At 66.9% G+C, this 16,809-nt stretch carries 18 protein-coding genes; 3 read left to right on the top strand and 15 right to left on the bottom strand.

The window, feature by feature from the left end:
- The first annotated feature begins 59 nt into the window (after positions 1-59).
- Entirely contained in the window at positions 60-1,469 is a 1,410-nt protein-coding gene (locus tag A5752_RS23595; protein WP_082964036.1) for an MFS transporter, read from the top strand.
- Here the strand turns inward: A5752_RS23595 and A5752_RS23590 are convergent.
- From A5752_RS23590 to A5752_RS23555, 8 genes are all read right to left on the bottom strand, one after another.
- Complete coding sequence (locus A5752_RS23590) at positions 1,417-2,289, bottom strand: cutinase family protein (RefSeq protein ID WP_067090929.1); 873 nt, start codon at positions 2,287-2,289, stop codon at positions 1,417-1,419. The genes A5752_RS23595 and A5752_RS23590 overlap by 53 nt on opposite strands.
- A gap of 176 nt (positions 2,290-2,465) precedes the next feature.
- The gene (tuf, locus tag A5752_RS23585; RefSeq protein ID WP_059165181.1) at positions 2,466-3,656 is read right to left on the bottom strand and encodes an elongation factor Tu; all 1,191 of its coding nucleotides are present in this window, start codon (positions 3,654-3,656) and stop codon (positions 2,466-2,468) included.
- Between the two features lie 164 nt (positions 3,657-3,820).
- The gene (gene fusA, locus A5752_RS23580) at positions 3,821-5,926 is read right to left on the bottom strand and encodes an elongation factor G (protein ID WP_082964035.1); all 2,106 of its coding nucleotides are present in this window, start codon (positions 5,924-5,926) and stop codon (positions 3,821-3,823) included.
- Positions 5,927-5,999: 73 nt separating this feature from the next.
- On the bottom strand, positions 6,000-6,470 hold the full coding sequence (gene rpsG / locus A5752_RS23575) for a 30S ribosomal protein S7 (protein WP_067090928.1): 471 nt from the start codon (positions 6,468-6,470) through the stop codon (positions 6,000-6,002).
- Positions 6,470-6,844 (bottom strand): 30S ribosomal protein S12, encoded by a 375-nt coding sequence (rpsL, locus tag A5752_RS23570; protein WP_064345572.1) that lies wholly within the window; start codon positions 6,842-6,844, stop codon positions 6,470-6,472. Before rpsL ends, rpsG begins: the two co-directional genes overlap by 1 nt.
- Positions 6,845-7,178: 334 nt before the next feature.
- Positions 7,179-7,766, bottom strand: coding sequence for a TetR/AcrR family transcriptional regulator (locus A5752_RS23565; RefSeq protein ID WP_067090927.1), 588 nt, complete (start codon positions 7,764-7,766; stop codon positions 7,179-7,181).
- A 77-nt stretch (positions 7,767-7,843) separates the two neighbouring features.
- Complete coding sequence (locus tag A5752_RS23560; RefSeq protein WP_067091499.1) at positions 7,844-8,371, bottom strand: DUF3558 domain-containing protein; 528 nt, start codon at positions 8,369-8,371, stop codon at positions 7,844-7,846.
- 2 nt (positions 8,372-8,373) lie between these two features.
- Entirely contained in the window at positions 8,374-8,907 is a 534-nt protein-coding gene (locus tag A5752_RS23555; protein WP_067090926.1) for a DUF3558 domain-containing protein, read from the bottom strand.
- A gap of 87 nt (positions 8,908-8,994) precedes the next feature.
- On the opposite strand from A5752_RS23555, the gene A5752_RS23550 reads away from it, so the two are divergent.
- Together A5752_RS23550 and A5752_RS23545 are read left to right on the top strand one after the other, a co-directional pair.
- Positions 8,995-9,429, top strand: coding sequence for a DUF3060 domain-containing protein (locus A5752_RS23550; protein WP_067090925.1), 435 nt, complete (start codon positions 8,995-8,997; stop codon positions 9,427-9,429).
- A gap of 2 nt (positions 9,430-9,431) precedes the next feature.
- A complete protein-coding gene (locus A5752_RS23545) occupies positions 9,432-9,839 on the top strand; it encodes a DUF3060 domain-containing protein (RefSeq protein WP_067090924.1) in 408 nt (135 codons plus the stop codon).
- A 10-nt stretch (positions 9,840-9,849) separates the two neighbouring features.
- On the opposite strand, the gene A5752_RS23540 is transcribed toward A5752_RS23545, so the two are convergent.
- The 7 genes from A5752_RS23540 to A5752_RS23510 all read right to left on the bottom strand — a co-directional run bounded on the left by A5752_RS23540 (position 9,850) and on the right by A5752_RS23510 (position 16,787).
- Positions 9,850-10,617, bottom strand: coding sequence for a crotonase/enoyl-CoA hydratase family protein (locus tag A5752_RS23540; RefSeq protein ID WP_197500709.1), 768 nt, complete (start codon positions 10,615-10,617; stop codon positions 9,850-9,852).
- The gene (locus tag A5752_RS23535) at positions 10,614-11,372 is read right to left on the bottom strand and encodes a PaaX family transcriptional regulator C-terminal domain-containing protein (protein ID WP_067090922.1); all 759 of its coding nucleotides are present in this window, start codon (positions 11,370-11,372) and stop codon (positions 10,614-10,616) included. Before A5752_RS23535 ends, A5752_RS23540 begins: the two co-directional genes overlap by 4 nt.
- Entirely contained in the window at positions 11,372-12,310 is a 939-nt protein-coding gene (locus A5752_RS23530) for a crotonase/enoyl-CoA hydratase family protein (protein WP_067090920.1), read from the bottom strand. Before A5752_RS23530 ends, A5752_RS23535 begins: the two co-directional genes overlap by 1 nt.
- A gap of 90 nt (positions 12,311-12,400) precedes the next feature.
- Positions 12,401-14,029: an acyl-CoA dehydrogenase family protein gene (locus A5752_RS23525; protein WP_067090919.1), complete on the bottom strand. Its 1,629-nt coding sequence runs from the start codon at positions 14,027-14,029 to the stop codon at positions 12,401-12,403.
- A gap of 63 nt (positions 14,030-14,092) precedes the next feature.
- Entirely contained in the window at positions 14,093-15,298 is a 1,206-nt protein-coding gene (locus tag A5752_RS23520) for a phosphatase PAP2 family protein (protein ID WP_067090917.1), read from the bottom strand.
- 74 nt (positions 15,299-15,372) lie between these two features.
- On the bottom strand, positions 15,373-16,125 hold the full coding sequence (locus A5752_RS23515) for a deoxyribonuclease IV (RefSeq protein WP_067090915.1): 753 nt from the start codon (positions 16,123-16,125) through the stop codon (positions 15,373-15,375).
- A 71-nt stretch (positions 16,126-16,196) separates the two neighbouring features.
- Complete coding sequence (locus tag A5752_RS23510; RefSeq protein WP_067090912.1) at positions 16,197-16,787, bottom strand: TetR/AcrR family transcriptional regulator; 591 nt, start codon at positions 16,785-16,787, stop codon at positions 16,197-16,199.
- Positions 16,788-16,809: the final 22 nt, after the last annotated feature.

Here is a 16,809-nt window from a genome sequence, read left to right as displayed (position 1 = left end):
GCCTGACCTGCGTGTCAGATTAGCGCCAATCGCCCGTCGGTGAGCCGTATCGTCGTGCGATGGCATCGGTGGAGAAGTCGCGGTCGGGGTGGACCTTGGCTGCCGTCGCACTGGCGTTGTTCTGTGTGCAGATCGATTACTTCGCGATGAACCTCGCGGTCCCGCGCATGGCGGTCGAGTTCGGCAGCAGCGCAACCGACCTGCAGTGGATCGTCAGCGTCTACATGCTGGCTCTGGGCGCGTTCATGGTGCCCGCGGGCCGCATCGGTGACATCGTCGGCCGTCGCCGCACGCTGCTCACCGGGGTCGCGTTGTTCGGCGCCGCCTCGGTGGCGTGTGCGGTGGCGCCGACCCTCGGCGTGCTGATCGCCTTCCGGGTAGCGCAGGGTTTGGGTGCGGCGTTGATCTTTCCGGTGTCGGTGAGTGTGCTGACCAATGCGTACGGCGTTGCGAGGGCCGGCCGGTCGATCGGATTGGCTTACGGTATAGCGGCTTTGGGCAACGCGGCCGGTCCACTCGTCGGCGGGTTGCTGACCGACACCGTCGGCTGGCGATGGATCTTCTGGCTGAACGTGCCACTCGCCGCGGCCTCGCTCGCCATCGGGGCGCGCGTCGTCACCGAATCATTCGACGAGTCGGCGCCCCGGCGCATCGACACGGCGGGACTGGCGTTGATCAGTGTCGGGATCGGGCTGTTCACGTTGACCTTCGATCGCGCGCCCGGCTGGGGTTGGCTGTCGGTGTCGACCGTCGCCGCGTTCGCGGGTTCGCTGCTCGCACTGGCGGCGTTCGTCGTCGTCGAGACCAGGGTTCGGTGGCCGCTGGTCGACCTGTCGCTCGTCCGCAACGCGAGGTTCACGATCCTGGTGGTGGCGGGCGCCGTCGCGAACATCGCTTACGCGGTGACCATCTTCTTGTCGACGGTGTTCCTGCAGACAGTCCGGGGACTCGATCCGTTGACCGCGGGACTGGCGTTCCTCGGCCCATCTGCGGGCGCGGCGATCGGCGGTGTGCTGGCCGGCAGGGTCGGCACTCGACGCTCACCTGCGGCGGTGATGGGTGCGACGACGGTCGCCGCCGCGTTGGGCCTCGGCGCCGTTGCGCTGTCGCGCGATTGGGCGCCCTACCTCGTCGCCCTCAGTGTGTGCGGGCTGTCGCTGGGCCTGGTCTATGCATTCACCACCGTCGCGACGCAGGCGGTGGTGCGTCCGGCACGGGCCGGCGAGGCCGCCGGGGTCACGCTGACGGTGTTGGTGTCGCTGGCCGGCGTCGGCGTGGCCGTCGCGTCGACCGTGCTGGAGATGTTGCAGCGCAACGGAACACCGGCCGCGGAGGCGATCGACACGATCCTTGCGGTGCTGGCGGTGGCGCTGCTCGCCGCCGGAGCGGTCGTGCTGTGGATCGCCCCGCGGACGGCTACTCGGTCGGAGCCGTCGCGTCGGTCGGTGTCGCCGCGGCCAGCGGGGTGATCGGAAGCGCCTCGGGCGCCTGCGGTGTCACCGTTGCGGGCCCGATGAGCTGATACAGCGGCTGAGTCCAGCGGTACCCGCTCGAGGCCTTCGTGTAGCCGGTGTGGATGAGCGTCGAAACCTTCGACACTTCTTCGGCGTCGGGGTCGTAGTCACAGACCGCATCGTTGAGCTCGCACACGCTGATTGTGCGGGCACCGATCGCGGGCGGAAGCGGCGCCGGTGCATGCGCGAGGATCGGCCAGTCCTGGGCCACGCCCTTTCCGGCGCCCGGGACGCTGGTGACCGAGCCGATGTTGATGGTCGGGTCGGCGGGCAGGCGGTCACCGTCGGCGATGAGCAGCGCGGCCACCACGTTCGGATTGGTTCCGGCCGCATGCAGATTGCGGTGTACCACCATCGCGCCCTGCGAGTAGCCGGCGAGCACGACCTTCGACTCCGGGCAACGCTGGGTGAACGCCGTGTACTGCGACTCGAGCGCGGATGCGCCGGCGTCGACGCTGCCCATGAAGCCGAGCCACTCCCCGACGCCGCCGTCGTCATCGGGCACCGGGACGGCGGGGTACTCGACGGCCTCAGCCGTCATCGTGCGACCGTCGGCGGTCACCAGACGCTGCACGTCGCGGTAGGACTGGTAGATGTCGTCGCCCATTCCGGCGTTCGAGGTCAGGTCGCCGTCACGCTGTCCCGATCCCGCGGCTCCGAACCAGTGCACATCCGGGCAGCCGGGCGCGGCCTGGGCCGTGGCGGTGGACAGACCCGCGAGTGTGGCACCCGCGATTGCGGCGGCGCTGGCGAGCGTGGTGAGACGACCGAACATGAAACCCTTACCCTTCTTCGCCCGACCAGGGCATACGCGAAGTACATCGTCTCGGCGGCCGCGGACGTTACGGGAAACCAGCCGTCGCGCAGAAACGAAAGCGGCGCCCACCCGAAGGTGAGCGCCGCTTCGCAGCAGAGACTAGATCACTTGAATGATCACGTCGGCAGGGCCGACTACTTGATGATCTTCGTGACCCGGCCGGCGCCGACGGTACGGCCGCCCTCGCGAATCGCGAAGCGCAGACCCTCGTCCATGGCGACGGGCTGGATGAGCTTGACGGAGATGTCGGTGTTGTCACCGGGCATCACCATCTCGGTGCCCTCCGGCAGCGTCACCACGCCGGTCACGTCCGTGGTACGGAAGTAGAACTGCGGACGGTAGTTGTTGAAGAACGGCGTGTGCCGGCCGCCCTCGTCCTTGGACAGGATGTAGACCTGGCCCTCAAACTCGGTGTGCGGCGTGGTGGTGCCGGGCTTCACGACGACCTGACCGCGCTCGACGTCCTCGCGCTTGATGCCGCGCAGCAGCAGACCGACGTTGTCGCCGGCCTGGCCCTGGTCGAGCAGCTTGCGGAACATCTCGACACCGGTGACCGTGGTCTTGGTGGTGTCGGGGCGGATGCCGACGATCTCGACTTCCTCGTTCACGTTGATCACGCCACGCTCGACGCGACCGGTGACCACGGTGCCGCGGCCGGTGATCGTGAAGACGTCCTCGACGGGCATCAGGAACGGCTTGTCGGTCTCGCGGACCGGATCCGGGATCGACTCGTCGACGGCCTCCATGAGCTCCTCGACGGACTTGACCCACTTCTCGTCACCCTCGAGCGCCTTGAGCGCCGACACGCGGATGACCGGGGCGTCCTCGTCGAACTCCTGGGCGGCCAGCAGTTCGCGGACCTCCATCTCGACGAGCTCGATGAGCTCCTCGTCGTCGACCGCGTCGGCCTTGTTCAACGCGACCAGGATGTAGGGCACGCCCACCTGGCGGGCGAGCAGCACGTGCTCACGCGTCTGCGGCATCGGGCCGTCGGTCGCCGCGACCACCAGGATCGCGCCGTCCATCTGGGCGGCGCCGGTGATCATGTTCTTGATGTAGTCGGCGTGACCGGGTGCATCGACGTGCGCGTAGTGGCGCTTGTCGGTCTGGTACTCCACGTGGGAGATGTTGATCGTGATGCCGCGCTGACGCTCCTCAGGCGCATTGTCGATCTGGTCGAATGCGCGCGACTCGTTCAATTCGGGAAACTTGTCGTGCAGCACCTTGGTGATTGCTGCGGTCAGCGTCGTCTTGCCGTGGTCAACGTGACCAATGGTCCCGATGTTGACGTGCGGCTTCGTCCGCTCGAACTTCGCCTTCGCCACTGTGTGGTCCTCCTGGACTGTGTTGGTGCTTGTCTAAAGCAGTGTTGATCTTTGCAGTTGTTTCTCGCCGCAGAGCAACCGGGGCTACTGCCCGGTTGCCTTAGCGCCATTCATGGCTCGGCTCCGGCTCAGCTCCGATCCTCGGGCCTGGCGGCCCTCGATTCTCACTGACCCGTCGCCTTCGCGATGATCTCCTTCGACACGGCCGCCGGAACCTCGGCGTACGAGTCGAACACCATGGAGTAGTTTGCCCGGCCCTGGGTCTTCGACCGAAGGTCTCCGACGTAGCCGAACATCTCCGACAGCGGTACCTGCGCCTTGACGACGCGGGCACCCGATCGCTCCTCCATGGCCTGGATCTGACCACGGCGGGAGTTCAGGTCACCGATCACGTCACCCATGTAGTCCTCGGGTGTGGTCACTTCGACCGCCATGATCGGCTCGAGGATCACGGGCTGGGCCGCCTGCGCGGCCTTCTTCAGCACCTGTGAACCCGCAACTTTGAACGCCATTTCCGACGAGTCCACCTCGTGGTAGGCACCGTCGAGCAGAGTCACCTTGAGGTTCACCAGCGGATAACCCGCCAGCACGCCGTACTGCATCGCGTCCTGGGCGCCGGCATCCACCGACGGGATGTACTCGCGCGGGATGCGGCCACCGGTGACCTTGTTCTCGAATTCGTAGGTCGCACCGTCCTCGCCGGTGAACGGCTCGAGGTCGATGAGCACCTTGGCGAACTGGCCGGAGCCACCCGTCTGCTTCTTGTGGGTGTACTCGACCTTCTCGACCTTGCGCTTGATCGTCTCGCGGTAGGCCACCTGCGGCTTGCCGACGTTGGCCTCGACCTTGAACTCGCGCTTCATCCGGTCGACGAGGATGTCGAGGTGAAGCTCGCCCATGCCGCCGATGACGGTCTGGCCGGTCTCCTGGTCCAGGTGGACCTTGAACGTCGGGTCCTCCTCGGCCAGCTTCTGGATCGCTGTGCCGAGCTTCTCCTGGTCGCTCTTGGTCTTCGGCTCGATGGCCACCTCGATGACCGGGTCCGGGAACGTCATCGACTCGAGCACGATCTGCTCGTTGGCGTCGGACAGGGTGTCACCGGTGGTGGTGTCCTTCAGACCGATCACGGCGTAGATGTGCCCCGCGGAGGCCCGCTCAACCGGGTTCTCCTTATTGGCGTGCATCTGGAACAGCTTGCCCAGCCGCTCCTTCTTGCCCTTGGTGGAGTTGATCACCTGCGAGCCGGACTCGACCGTGCCGGAGTAGACGCGCACGTAGGTCAGCTTGCCGAAGAACGGGTGCACGGCGATCTTGAAAGCCAGCGCCGAGAACGGCTCGTCCACCGACGGCTTGCGGCTGATGGCCTCGTCTTCCTTGCCGGGCACGTGACCCTGCACCGACTCGACATCCAGCGGCGACGGCAGGTAGTCGATGACCGCGTCGAGCATGGGCTGCACGCCCTTGTTCTTGAACGCGCTGCCGCACAGCACCGGGTACAGCTCGGAGCTGACGGTCAGCTTGCGGATCGCGGCCTTGATCTCGGCAACGGTGAGCTCCTCGCCGCCGACGTACTTGTCCAGCAGCTCCTCGTCGGTCTCGGCGACCGTCTCGAGCAGCTTGGTCCGGTACTCCTCGGCCTTCTCGGCGAGCTCGGCCGGGATGTCCTCGACCTCGTACTTCTCACCGAGGGCGGTCTCGCCGCGCCATACCTTGGCCTTCATCTCGACCAGGTCGACGATGCCGATGAAGTCGTTCTCCGCGCCGATCGGCAGCTGGATCACCAGCGGCTGGGCTCCGAGGCGCTCCTCGATGGTGCGCACGGTGAAGTAGAAGTCCGCACCGAGCTTGTCCATCTTGTTGACGAAGCAGATGCGCGGCACGTCGTACTTGTCGGCCTGGCGCCAGACCTGCTCGGACTGCGGCTCGACACCTTCCTTGCCGTCGAAGACGGCCACGGCACCGTCGAGCACGCGCAGGCTGCGCTCCACCTCGACGGTGAAGTCGACGTGGCCGGGGGTGTCGATGATGTTGATCTGGTTGTCGTTCCAGAAACACGTGACGGCCGCGGAGGTGATGGTGATCCCCCGCTCCTGCTCCTGCTCCATCCAGTCCGTGGTCGAAGCGCCGTCGTGCGTCTCACCGATCTTGTAGTTGACGCCGGTGTAGTACAGGATGCGTTCGGTCGTCGTCGTCTTGCCGGCATCGATGTGAGCCATGATGCCGATGTTGCGGACCTTGTTCAGGTCGGTAAGCACGTCCTTCTGTGCCACAGAAGTCTTCTCTCTCGCTTGGTAGTTGCTGTGTGGTCATTGCGCCGGCGGCAACACTGCACGCCGGCGGCTATCACCAGCGGTAGTGCGCGAAGGCGCGGTTTGCCTCGGCCATCTTGTGGGTGTCCTCACGCCGCTTCACGGCGGCACCCAGGCCATTGCTGGCGTCGAGGATCTCGTTCGCCAGGCGCTCGATCATGGTCTTCTCGCGGCGGGCCTTGGAAAAGCTGACCAGCCACCGCAGTGCCAGCGTGACCGAGCGATCCGGACGCACCTCGACGGGAACCTGATAGGTGGCGCCACCGACGCGACGGCTGCGAACCTCGAGTGCCGGCTTGACGTTGTCCAGAGCGCGCTTGAGGGTGACCACCGGATCGGTGCCGGTCTTCTCGCGGGCCTGTTCGAGCGCACCATAAACAATGCGTTCGGCCAGCGATTTCTTCCCGTCCAGCAGAACCTTGTTGACCAGCTGGGTGACCAGCTGCGACCCGTAGACCGGATCGTTGACCAACGGACGCTTGGGTGCCGGTCCCTTGCGCGGCATCAGCTCTTCTCCTTCTTCGCGCCGTAACGGCTACGCGCCTGCTTGCGGTTCTTCACGCCCTGGGTGTCCAGGGAGCCGCGGATGATCTTGTAGCGCACACCCGGCAGGTCCTTCACACGGCCGCCGCGCACCAGCACCATCGAGTGCTCCTGCAGGTTGTGGCCCTCGCCCGGGATGTAGGCGGTGACCTCGACCGCGCTGGTGAGCTTGACGCGCGCGACCTTCCGAAGCGCCGAGTTCGGCTTCTTCGGGGTGGTCGTGTACACGCGGGTGCACACTCCGCGACGCTGCGGGCTGCCCTTGAGGGCCGCGGTCTTCGCCTTCGCGGGCTTGTCGTGGCGACCCTTGCGGACCAGCTGCTGGATGGTTGGCATCTACCGGCTTTCTGTGTTGCTGCTTCTTAAGTTCTGGTCAAGTCTCTGTACTGCTGTTTTGCCCCGGTTGCGCACCCCGCGACCGGGTGTGTCGCACGCGCCCGCCCGAAGCAATTCGAAGGCATTGCCTCAATTCTCAGAGCATGGCGACATGCGAATTGGCCCGGCGTGCAGGCACGCTCAGCGGGTTCCTTCGGTAAACGCACCCGCAAAGCGCCTTATCTGCCAGGCACGATCGTCCACAATACCAGCACAGGGGCAGCGCTCCAAACCCGTCGGCTGCGCCCTAACCGCAGGTCAGGTTACCTTCTCCTGGATGGGCCGGCACGCGCAGCTACCGGCGCTCCATCCCGGACGCCAACCGCATCACCATGTCGCTGTACACGGCGTCGGTGTCGATACCCTCCATCGCCCCGGTCATCTCCAGCAGCACGAATCCGTGCATGGCCGACCAAAACTCCAGCGCCGCATAGAACGCGTTCTCACCCTCGAGTCCGTAGGACGCCAGGACCGCGATGACGGGCGCCGCGGCCGCCCGGGTGGCACCGGTGAATTCGGGGTCGTCGCCGCCCAGCGGCATCCGGGTGAACGCCGAATAGCGCCCCGGATGGTGATGGGCATAGCTGCGGTAGGCGCTGGCCATCGCGGTCACCGCATCGTCGCGGGTGCGGCCCTCGGCGACGTTGGTGAGCATGCCGATGATGTCGCCGACGACGCGCATCCGCACCGTTCTGCGCAGGTCCTCGAGGCTGTTGACGTGGTTGTAGAGCGACGGCCCCTTGGTACCGAGCTGGGTGGCGAGCGCGTTGATCGTCAGCGCGTCCCAACCTTCACGGTCCAGGAAGGTCAGTGCGGCGTTGACGATCGATTCGCGACTGAGCCGGGGCGCTCTCCTGGCGGGCGTGCTCGAGGGCTGGGCCATTTGCGCTTCGCCCCCTTGCCGTCGTCGATTCCGTCGTTGATTCCCGGAGAAAACTAACACCTCTAGTTCCCTTGGAGTCAGTTGACGCGCTCCTGGCTGAGCTCGGCGAGTTGTTCGGTGATCGAGCACAGATCCGGCAGCGTCGCGGGGTTCATCGTCTGGATGGACCACGTGATGACGTCGCCGCCCTTGGCCACATAAAAACTGCAGGCGTTCGCGTCGAACGCCTTGAAGCCCTTGTTGCCGTCGACGGACAGTTCGGTCAGCGTGCGGCCGGCCTGCTGTTCGAGCGTCCGCTCGGTGTCCATGTCGCTGCCGCGGTACCACCAGGTCGAGATGCCCATCCCGGCGCCGACGGTGCCGAACACCGTGTTCTCCTGCCAGAAGCAGCCCGCGTCGCTGACGACCGCCTTGGTGTACTCCTCCGAGCCGACTGCCGCGGCGATGTCTGCGTCGGTGATGCCGTTGCAGTCGCCGCTGCGGAATCCGCCGCCGGGTTTGGCGGTCGGTGAGGACGTCGGTGACTCGTCGGACGACCCGCACGCTGTCAGCAGCGCGGCGCACGCGGACAACGCGGCCAGTCGGCGAATCCACCGGGCGCACACGGTCACATCTCCGATTTCAGGGTGGCCGACAGCAGCTTTTGCGCCTCCTGGCACGGATCGCCGGCGCGCTGATCGCGGAACTGCACCCACCAGCTGAGGACTCCGCTGCCCGCCGCGGCGGTGACCGAGCACGCCGCGCCGGTGATGTCGCGCCGAGCCGTGAAGGCCGGGTGGCGCTCGATGTCCGTCTCGGTGATCTGCGCGCCACGCTCGTCGGCGAGCGCGCGCTCCCGGTCGAGGCTTCCGTGCTCGAACCAGGAGTACGTCGCATCGACCGTCACGTCGCCGCGAAAGAGGACGTACTGACAGACCGCACCGCTGTAGGGCCGCACGACGTTCTCGGCGACCAGGATCTCCTGGACGGTCTCGTCGTCGAGTAGACCGCAGCGGTCGTCGACGTAGCCGTAGTCGCGGTCGGGATCGGGGACGCCGGGGGTGGCGCGCTGCGCGGTTCCGTTGACGGTCTCAGCACACCCCGCCACCGCCGCCACCGCTACGACCGCCGCGACAGCAATCGGACCGAACCGCGAATGCATCGCCGCTCACGCTACCCAGCACAACCGTTAATAGCGACTCGGGTGAACCATCCCAACAGCGCAACGCGGCAACGTACGCTCTTGTCCATGATGTGGACTGTTGCAGCCCGATCACTTGCGGCATCGGCCACGGTGTTTCCGCTGACCCTCGCCGCTCCCGTCGCGCAGGCGGAGCCGGTGGTCTGCAACCCATTGTTGCGTCAGTGCGCCGACAACAGCGTCGTCGGCGCGCATCGGGGAACCGACACCACCATCACGGGCATCGGCATCGTCGACACGATCGACTGCGCCGACTCCACCTTGCTCGTCAACGGCGCGAACAATCGGATCACCACATTGGGGAACTGTTGGGCGGTGACGATGCAGGGCAACGGCAACCTCGTCGTCGCCGACAACGTGATCAACGACATCACGGTGTACGGCTGGGATCAGACGGTGTTGTACAAGAACGGCAACCCGCTCATCTTGGACCGTGGACGCGAATTGGGCATGACCAACCGCATCAACCGGGTGCCCGCATGAGCATGCGCGCCACATCCATCGCCTATCCCCTCGTCGGTGCTGCCGCTGCGGCGCTTCTGCTCGCCGGCTGCGGATCCGAGAGTTCCGACACCAACACCCCGACCGCGACGGCGGGTTCGTCGGGCGCTCAGGTCGAAGTCGGCAACACGATCAACTACGGCTCGTTCGGAACCACGGCCGACATCGACTGCGCCGACGGGAAATCGCTGAACATCGGCGGGTCGAACAACACGCTGACCGTCAAGGGCACCTGCGCGAACGTGAACATCGGCGGCGCCGACAACAAGGTCACCTTCGAGAAGGTCGACAAGGAGATCAGCGTCGTCGGTCTCAACAACACGGTGACCTACAAAGACGGCGACCCGAAGGTCAACGACACCGGCAACAACAACAAGATCTCCAAGGGCTGATCAGGCGCCCTTAGGCGCTCGCGCCGTGCCTGCCCGCACCGGCGGCGAAACGGGCGGCCCCTTCTAGGGATTCGGCGGCCACGCGGGACATGCTGCCGAACTCGAAGTCCATCGCCTCGGCCTCCGAGCGGCCCCACTGGTTCAGCGCCGATAGCCGGTCGGCGCGCATGCACTGCTGCGGCAACCCGGCCAATTCGGCGGCCAGTTCCTCGGCCCGTTGGCGCGCTTCACCTTTGGGCACCATGCGATTGGCTAGGCCCATCGCCAGGGCCTCGGGCGCGTCGACGGCGCGGCCGGTCAGGATGAGATCCATTGCGCGGCTGTGGCCGATGAGTCGTGGCAGCCGCACGGTTCCCCCGTCGATCAGCGGTACGCCCCAGCGTCGGCAGAACACACCCATGATCGCGTCCTCCTCGACGACGCGCAGATCGCACCACAACGCCAACTCCAGGCCGCCGGCCACGGCGTATCCGCTCACGGCGGCGATCACCGGTTTGGACAACACCATTCGGCTCGGCCCCATGGGCCCGGGTCCGCTGCGATGCACCGGATTGGCGTCCGGTGTTCCGAACGCCTTGAGATCGGCTCCTGCGCAGAATGTCCCGTTGTCACCCCACAGCACCGCGACGGCGGCCGAGTCGTCCTTGTCGAACTCGTCGAACGCCGCGTACAGCTCAGCGGCCGCCGGACCGTTGACGGCGTTGCGTGCTTGCCGGCGATTCATGATCACCGTCGTGACGGCACCGTCCTTCTCGACCCGCACTCCTCCACCGGTCATGTCGCCTCCATCAGTTGCTCACGTCGCGTGAGTGACGATCCAGTACTGTCGCGCCGCGCGGACAGCTCCGCGGCGAAGTCGTTGTAGACCTGACGCAACGCGGCGCCGGGCCAGTCATCGGGCAGCAGTTCTTCCGGCAGCACCGGGTCGGTGAGCAGGTGGCGGACGATCGCGGCCGCGACGGCGAACCGCGCGGGTACATCTGGCGCCGAAGCGATTTCGTCGAGCAAGGCCCGACCCGTGCGGGCCCACGCGGGTAGGTCCCACAATCGCGCCGCCAGCTCTGCGGGTTCGGCGTCGCGGGCCACGAGCACGCGCACGCGTTGCAGGGCCTCCGGCGGCAGCGCCGTGTCCAGGTTGTCGGGCCGCAGCCACACTCCCTCGCGCAGTTCGGCGAACCGGCCGTCGTGCAACGTGCTTCGCAGGCCGGCCCTGGCCCGGGCGTCGGTGCCGACGCTGGTGATCACCACGGTGGTCCAGCCGCCCTCCCACCGACGCAGCCGCGGATTGATCGCGTCGTCCTGACGGCGCTGACGCGTCATCAGACGGTCCGACAATCGGTAGCCGTCCTCGGACCGCACCAAATCGCCTGCGCTGACCATCCGCGTCAGCGCGACGCGCACCGTCGACTCCCTGATGCCGAAATCGGCGGTGAGCCTGATGAGCTCGCTTGCGGTGGCCCAGGCCGGGTGCGCGCCGAGCAGCACGCTCAGCACGACGGAGCGAGCCGGCATCCGCGACAGCGACTTCGGCATCAGACCCCGGAGGCCCTGCGGCCGTAATCGTCGAACGGTTCGTCGCGCTGGCGAACGGCTTCGCGGAACCCCTGCTCGCGGGACAGCGCGACGAACGCGTGCCCTTCCGGCGTGTGCCGGGCGATCCCGTCGAACACCGTGGAGATCATCGCGCTGTTCGCGGTGCCCTGGTTGTACAGCGCCGAATTCATCGCCAGCTTGACCATGATGAGCTGGTTGACCGGAACCCGCGCGATCCGCTCGACCAGCCGTTCGGTGCGCTCGTCGAGATCCTCGGGCGCCGGCGCCTCCACCGCGAGCCCCCATTCGGCGGCCTGCGCGCCGGTGATCGAATCACCGGTCAGCAGAAGGCGTTTGGCTCGCTGGTCCCCGAGCCGATGTGCCCACATGCCGGCTGCGGGCACACCCCAGACGCGGGTAGGCGGGTAGCCGATCTTGGCATCCGCGGCGGCGATCACCTGGTCGGCGTGCAGCGCGATGTCGGTGCCGCCGGCGATGCAGTAGCCGTGGATCTTGACCACTGTCGGCTTGTCGCAACGCATCAGGCTGGAGAAACCGCGGACGAACCGGCTCATCATCTGGTAATCGATCATCGGATCCCACGGCTGATCGGGCCGGCTGTTCTCCCCCTGTGTCCTGCCGGACAGCACGGTGTCACGGTAGGGGCTGCCGCCTCCCGCCGACGACGAACCCTCCGCGTACGCCGAGAGATCGAAACCGCCGCAGAAGCCGTCTCCCCGACCGGAAACGAGGATCACGTGCACATTCGGGTCGAGGTCGGCCCGCTCCACCAACGCCGACAGTTCCAGCGGCGTGTCCGCGACGATCGCGTTGCCCTTCTCCGGACGGTTGAACGTGATGCGGGCGACCCGGTCCGTGACCTCGTAGGTCATCGTCTTGAGGTTGTCGAAGTCGACCGGCCTGATCGCGTGCGTCATCGTCGTGTCACCTCACCCTCGCGAGCAGACGCAAAAGTGACCAAAATCCCGCGAAAAGCGGCAGTTTCCCGTCTGCTCGCCGAAATAACGTCATCCCTTGACCAACGCGCGCTCGATGATCGGCGCGAGGTCGAGCCCGGTGGGAAGCGTTCCGAACGCGCCGCCCCAGGCCCCGCCCATCCGGGTGGCGAGGAACGCCTCCGCGACCGCGGGGTGTCCGTGGCGCACCAACAGAGAGCCCTGCAGTGCGAGGCTGATGTCCTCGGCGACCTTACGGGCGCGGTATTGGATGGTTTCGAGATCGCCGAGCGCGGGGCGCAGCGCCTGGACGTGGGCGTCGAGGCGAGGATCGGCACCCGTCGTCTGACCGAGTTCGTCGAACAGCACGTCGATGCATTCCGGACGAGTGGCCATGGCGCGCAACGTGTCCAGCGCACTGACGTTGCCCGACCCTTCCCAGATACCCATCAGCGGCGCCTCGCGGTAGAGCCTCGGCATACCGGACTCCTCGACGTAGCCGTTGCCACCCAGGCACTCCATGGCCTCTCCGGCGTGTGGCGTGGCGCGCTTGCACACCCAGTACTTGCCCGCCGCCAGTCCGATGCGCCGCAGCAGCGTCTCGCGCTCGTCACCGCGCACCGCCGCGTCGGTGGCGCCGGCCATGCGCATCGCCAGGATGGTCGCCGCCTCGGCCTCGACGGCGAGGTCGGCCAGCACGTTGCGCATCAGAGGCTGGTCAATCAGGTACTCGCCGAACGCCTTTCGGTGCTGAGCGTGGTGGATGGCGCGGGTCAGGCCGTTGCGCATACTCGTCGCGCTGCCCAGCGTGCAGTCCAGCCGGGTGAGGTTGACCATCTCGATGATGGTGGGCACGCCGCGGCCTTCCTCCCCTACCAGCCACGCGGTCGCACCGTCGTATTCCACCTCGGACGAGGCGTTGGCATGGTTGCCGAGCTTGTCCTTGAGCCGCTGCAGGAACATGCGATTGCGGCTGCCGTCGGGCAGGACCCGCGGCAGGAAGAAGCACGACAGCCCCTTGGGTGCTTGTGCCAGAACCAGGAAGATGTCGCACATCGGCGCAGAGGTGAACCACTTGTGGCCGGTCAAGCTGTAGCTGCCGTCTGCGTTCGGCGTCGCCTGCGTGGTGCCCGCGCGCACGTCGGACCCGCCCTGCTTCTCGGTCATCGACATGCCCGCGGTGATGCCGACCTTGGTGGTGGGCACCTTCAATTCGGGGTCGTATTGGCGGCTGGTCAGCAGTGGTTCGTAGACCTTGGCGAGTTCGGGGTTGGCTCGCAGGGCGGGGACGACGGCGTAGGTCATCGAGATCGGGCAGATATGGCCGGGCTCGGGGGTCCACACCGACGTCTTGGCGGCGCGCACGACGTGGGCGCCCGGCCGATCGTCGGCCCACGGCGCGGCGTGTAGCCCGTGCCCGATGGCCACCTTCATCAGCGAGTGGTAGGCGGGGTCGTACTCGACTTCGTCGACGCGGTGGCCGTAGCGGTCGTGTGTGCGAAGGATCGGTTGGTTGCGGTCGGCCAACTCACCCCAGCGCTGCGCCTGCTGCGAGCCCGACAACGCGCCCAACTCGGTGACCTCGTCGAGCCCCCATTCGCCGCCTTCGCGGATCAGCGCCTCGGTGAGGACCGGCGAGGTCGCCGGGTTGTAGTCCTCCAGCGGAGGGACCTGGTTGGTGACGACGTGCGTATCTGCCATGCGACCACTATTACACTTTCGCCAACAACTGCACAATAGCTGTAATACTGCTGTGGCTGTCGGTCAGCGGCTGTCGAGTTCGGCGACCACGCGGCGGCTCGGCTCGGCCACGACGAGGGATTCGGCCTCGACGGGTTCGGGCTCGGCGGGCTCCGCCGCTGCGTCGGGTTCATCGGGTCCGACCACTGCCGACGCCGACGGTTCCGGCGCCTGCGAGGTCCTGGCCCGGCGGCGTTTCCCGTAGCGGTTGAGGACGAAGATCACCGCGGCGGCGAGCGCCCATCCCAACAGGATGTCGATGACGTAGTGCTCGGCGGTGTAGACCAGCGTGAAGGCCATCACGAGTACATAAGCGGCGAGCAGTGGACGCCAGGCTCCGTGGACGCGGTGCCACAGGAAGGCGGCGATGGCCGCGGTCATCCCCGCATGCAGAGACGGGATCGCTGCTACCAGGTTGACGCTGGCTTGGCCCGCATCGAGCAGTGCGGTCGCCGAGTGCAGGTTGAGGTTGCCCCAGCCCCGTCCGACGATTCGCTCGATCCACTGGTTCGCGCCGTCCTGACTGGACTGCATCGGCCCGAGCACACCGCCGTCGGGCACTCCACGCGCGGAGCGGAACATGCAGCGGGCGTCGGCCGGTCCGCCCGCGATCTCGGCCGGAGTGCAGCGGGCCGCCGCCCACGGTGGCGCGGCGGGCACCAGGGCGTAGATGAGCAGGCCTGCGAAGTTCAATCCGACGAACAGCCGCACGAACGCCTTCCACTCGTCCCGATTGCGCAGCCACAGCACTCCGGCGACCACGTAGGGAAGGATGAAGAAGGACATGTACACGCAGCTACCCACGACCTCCCACCATGGAGGATGAGCCTGTTTGAGCTGCTCCTGCAGCCACACCGTGGGCACGGTGCCGCTGAACAGCCAACGGTCCACCTCGGCCGGCCACTCCCACAGCGTCGGTCGACCGACCATGTCGGCCGCGCCCCTGCTCAGGTCGTAGGCGATGAGTATCAGCGCGAACGGCAGCCAGTCCCAGATGACGTAGAGCATGCGGCGTCCCTGTCCGATGCTCGCGGCCAGCAGCCCGGTCGCGATGTAGAGCAGGACGAGTTCGCGGTTGAAGGCGAATCCGGAGGTGACGGTCCGGTAGACGATGACGGTGGCCCACGTCAGGATCGCGACCCATCGCACGATGGCGAGCCGACGTGCGCGGGCGTCGGACCGCTCAGCAGCGCTCGACACCGCGACAGATGACTGGTCGACCGCGGCCACTCGGATGAATCTAGTTCACCCCGACGTCACCCACGGTTCGAGGACCGTTCGGTTAGCGGATCGTGACCAGCGAGCTAGTCGAGGTGTTCGCGCAGAAACGCGATGTCATCCTTGCGCCCTTCGTCCGCGGTCTCGCAGATCACCGGGGCGTCGGCGGCCTTGACGACCGCCACGAGCAGCTGCGGGTCGATCTGACCGGTGCCGAAGTTGGCGTGCCGGTCTGCGCCGGAACCGGCGGCGTCACGCGAGTCGTTGCAGTGCACCAGGTCGATGCGCCCGGTGATGGCCTTGATGCGGTCGACGGCGTCGACCAGCACCTCGCCGGCGGCCCAGGCGTGGCAGGTGTCCAGGCAGAACCCGATGCCTTTGTCTCCGATGTGGTCCCACAGCCGGGCGATGACGTCGAAGTGCCTGGCCATCGCGTGGTCGCCGCCCGCGGTGTTCTCCAGGTACACCGGCACCTCGGTCTCGAGGTAGTCGAGCGCCTTGACCCAGCGTTCGAAACCGGCGTCCCAGTCCTTGTCGTCGGCGTGACCGCCGTGCACGATGACCGCCGTCGCGCCGACCTCGGCGGCCGCGTCGCAGGTGTCCTGCAGGATCTTGCGCGACGGGATACGCACCCGGTTGTTGGCCGACGCCACGTTGATCAGATACGGCGCGTGCACGTAGAGCGGGATGCTGGACGCCTTGAGCGCGTCGGCGTCCTCGCGCGGCTTGGGTTTCTTCCAGCTCTGCGGGTTGCCAAGGAAGAACTGCACGACGTCGGCACCGTCGGCCTGCGCCGCTGCGAGCGGATCGTCACCGTGGACGTGAGAACCGATAAGCACGTGGCCGAGTTTAGGCGGGCGACGATCAAGCGGCGAGGGACGAGCCGCGTTGAGGAGCCCGCCTCACGAGTTTAGGCGGGATGCCCGACACCGTCAGTGGCGTCGTCGATCAACTGGGCTGCCGCCGAGCGGGCATGCAGCAGCGCCGCGGTGTCGTCGAGCGACGTGGCCAGGGCTGTGGCGCCTTCGAACAACACCATCAACTGGTTGCCGAGCGCATAGGCGTCGCGCGCGCCGGCCTCGTCGGCGACGGCGATGAGCCGCTCGGCGAAGCGCCTCTTGTGCGCACGCACCAGGTCGTCGATCTCGGGCCACGCTCCGGCCGACTCCACCGCGGCGTTGTGGAACGGACAGCCGCGAAACTTCTCGACCGGTGGAGCGTCGAAGATCGCCAGCAGCCGCTCCCGAGGTGCCAAGTCCGACCGGTCCAGCGGACGCTCCATCGGGGTGCCCGACGCGTTGAGCCTGCGCAGGTACTCTTCGACGAGCTCGCTTTTACTTGAGAAGTGTTGATAGAGGGTCCGTTTCGACACCTTTGCGTGTTGGATCACCGCCTCGATACCGGTGGCGTTGATGCCGTTGCGGTAGAACAGCTTGGCCGCGGTGGCGGCCAGGCGCTCTCGCGCGCCCCGACCCCCGCGGACTGCGGCCTGCTCAGTCATCGCCCCAGTATACCGATCGGTA

The sequence above is a fragment of the Mycobacterium sp. 852002-51961_SCH5331710 genome, assembly GCF_001665535.1.
Classification (GTDB): Bacteria; Actinomycetota; Actinomycetes; order Mycobacteriales; family Mycobacteriaceae; genus Mycobacterium.
The sequence above is the reverse complement of the archived record's forward strand: the minus strand, read 5'-3'. Positions and strand labels throughout refer to the sequence as shown.

Coding starts and splice junctions, on each gene's coding strand:
- A5752_RS23550 (WP_067090925.1), top strand. CDS start 8,995: ATGATGTGGACTGTTGCAGCCCGATCACTTGCGGCATCGGCCACGGTG.
- A5752_RS23535 (WP_067090922.1), bottom strand. CDS start 11,372: ATGCCGAAGTCGCTGTCGCGGATGCCGGCTCGCTCCGTCGTGCTGAGC.
- A5752_RS23595 (WP_082964036.1), top strand. CDS start 60: ATGGCATCGGTGGAGAAGTCGCGGTCGGGGTGGACCTTGGCTGCCGTC.
- A5752_RS23530 (WP_067090920.1), bottom strand. CDS start 12,310: ATGACGCACGCGATCAGGCCGGTCGACTTCGACAACCTCAAGACGATG.
- A5752_RS23510 (WP_067090912.1), bottom strand. CDS start 16,787: ATGACTGAGCAGGCCGCAGTCCGCGGGGGTCGGGGCGCGCGAGAGCGC.
- A5752_RS23590 (WP_067090929.1), bottom strand. CDS start 2,289: ATGTTCGGTCGTCTCACCACGCTCGCCAGCGCCGCCGCAATCGCGGGT.
- A5752_RS23565 (WP_067090927.1), bottom strand. CDS start 7,766: ATGGCCCAGCCCTCGAGCACGCCCGCCAGGAGAGCGCCCCGGCTCAGT.
- rpsG (WP_067090928.1), bottom strand. CDS start 6,470: ATGCCGCGCAAGGGACCGGCACCCAAGCGTCCGTTGGTCAACGATCCG.
- A5752_RS23540 (WP_197500709.1), bottom strand. CDS start 10,617: ATGACCGGTGGAGGAGTGCGGGTCGAGAAGGACGGTGCCGTCACGACG.
- A5752_RS23545 (WP_067090924.1), top strand. CDS start 9,432: ATGCGCGCCACATCCATCGCCTATCCCCTCGTCGGTGCTGCCGCTGCG.
- A5752_RS23555 (WP_067090926.1), bottom strand. CDS start 8,907: ATGCATTCGCGGTTCGGTCCGATTGCTGTCGCGGCGGTCGTAGCGGTG.
- A5752_RS23525 (WP_067090919.1), bottom strand. CDS start 14,029: ATGGCAGATACGCACGTCGTCACCAACCAGGTCCCTCCGCTGGAGGAC.
- rpsL (WP_064345572.1), bottom strand. CDS start 6,844: ATGCCAACCATCCAGCAGCTGGTCCGCAAGGGTCGCCACGACAAGCCC.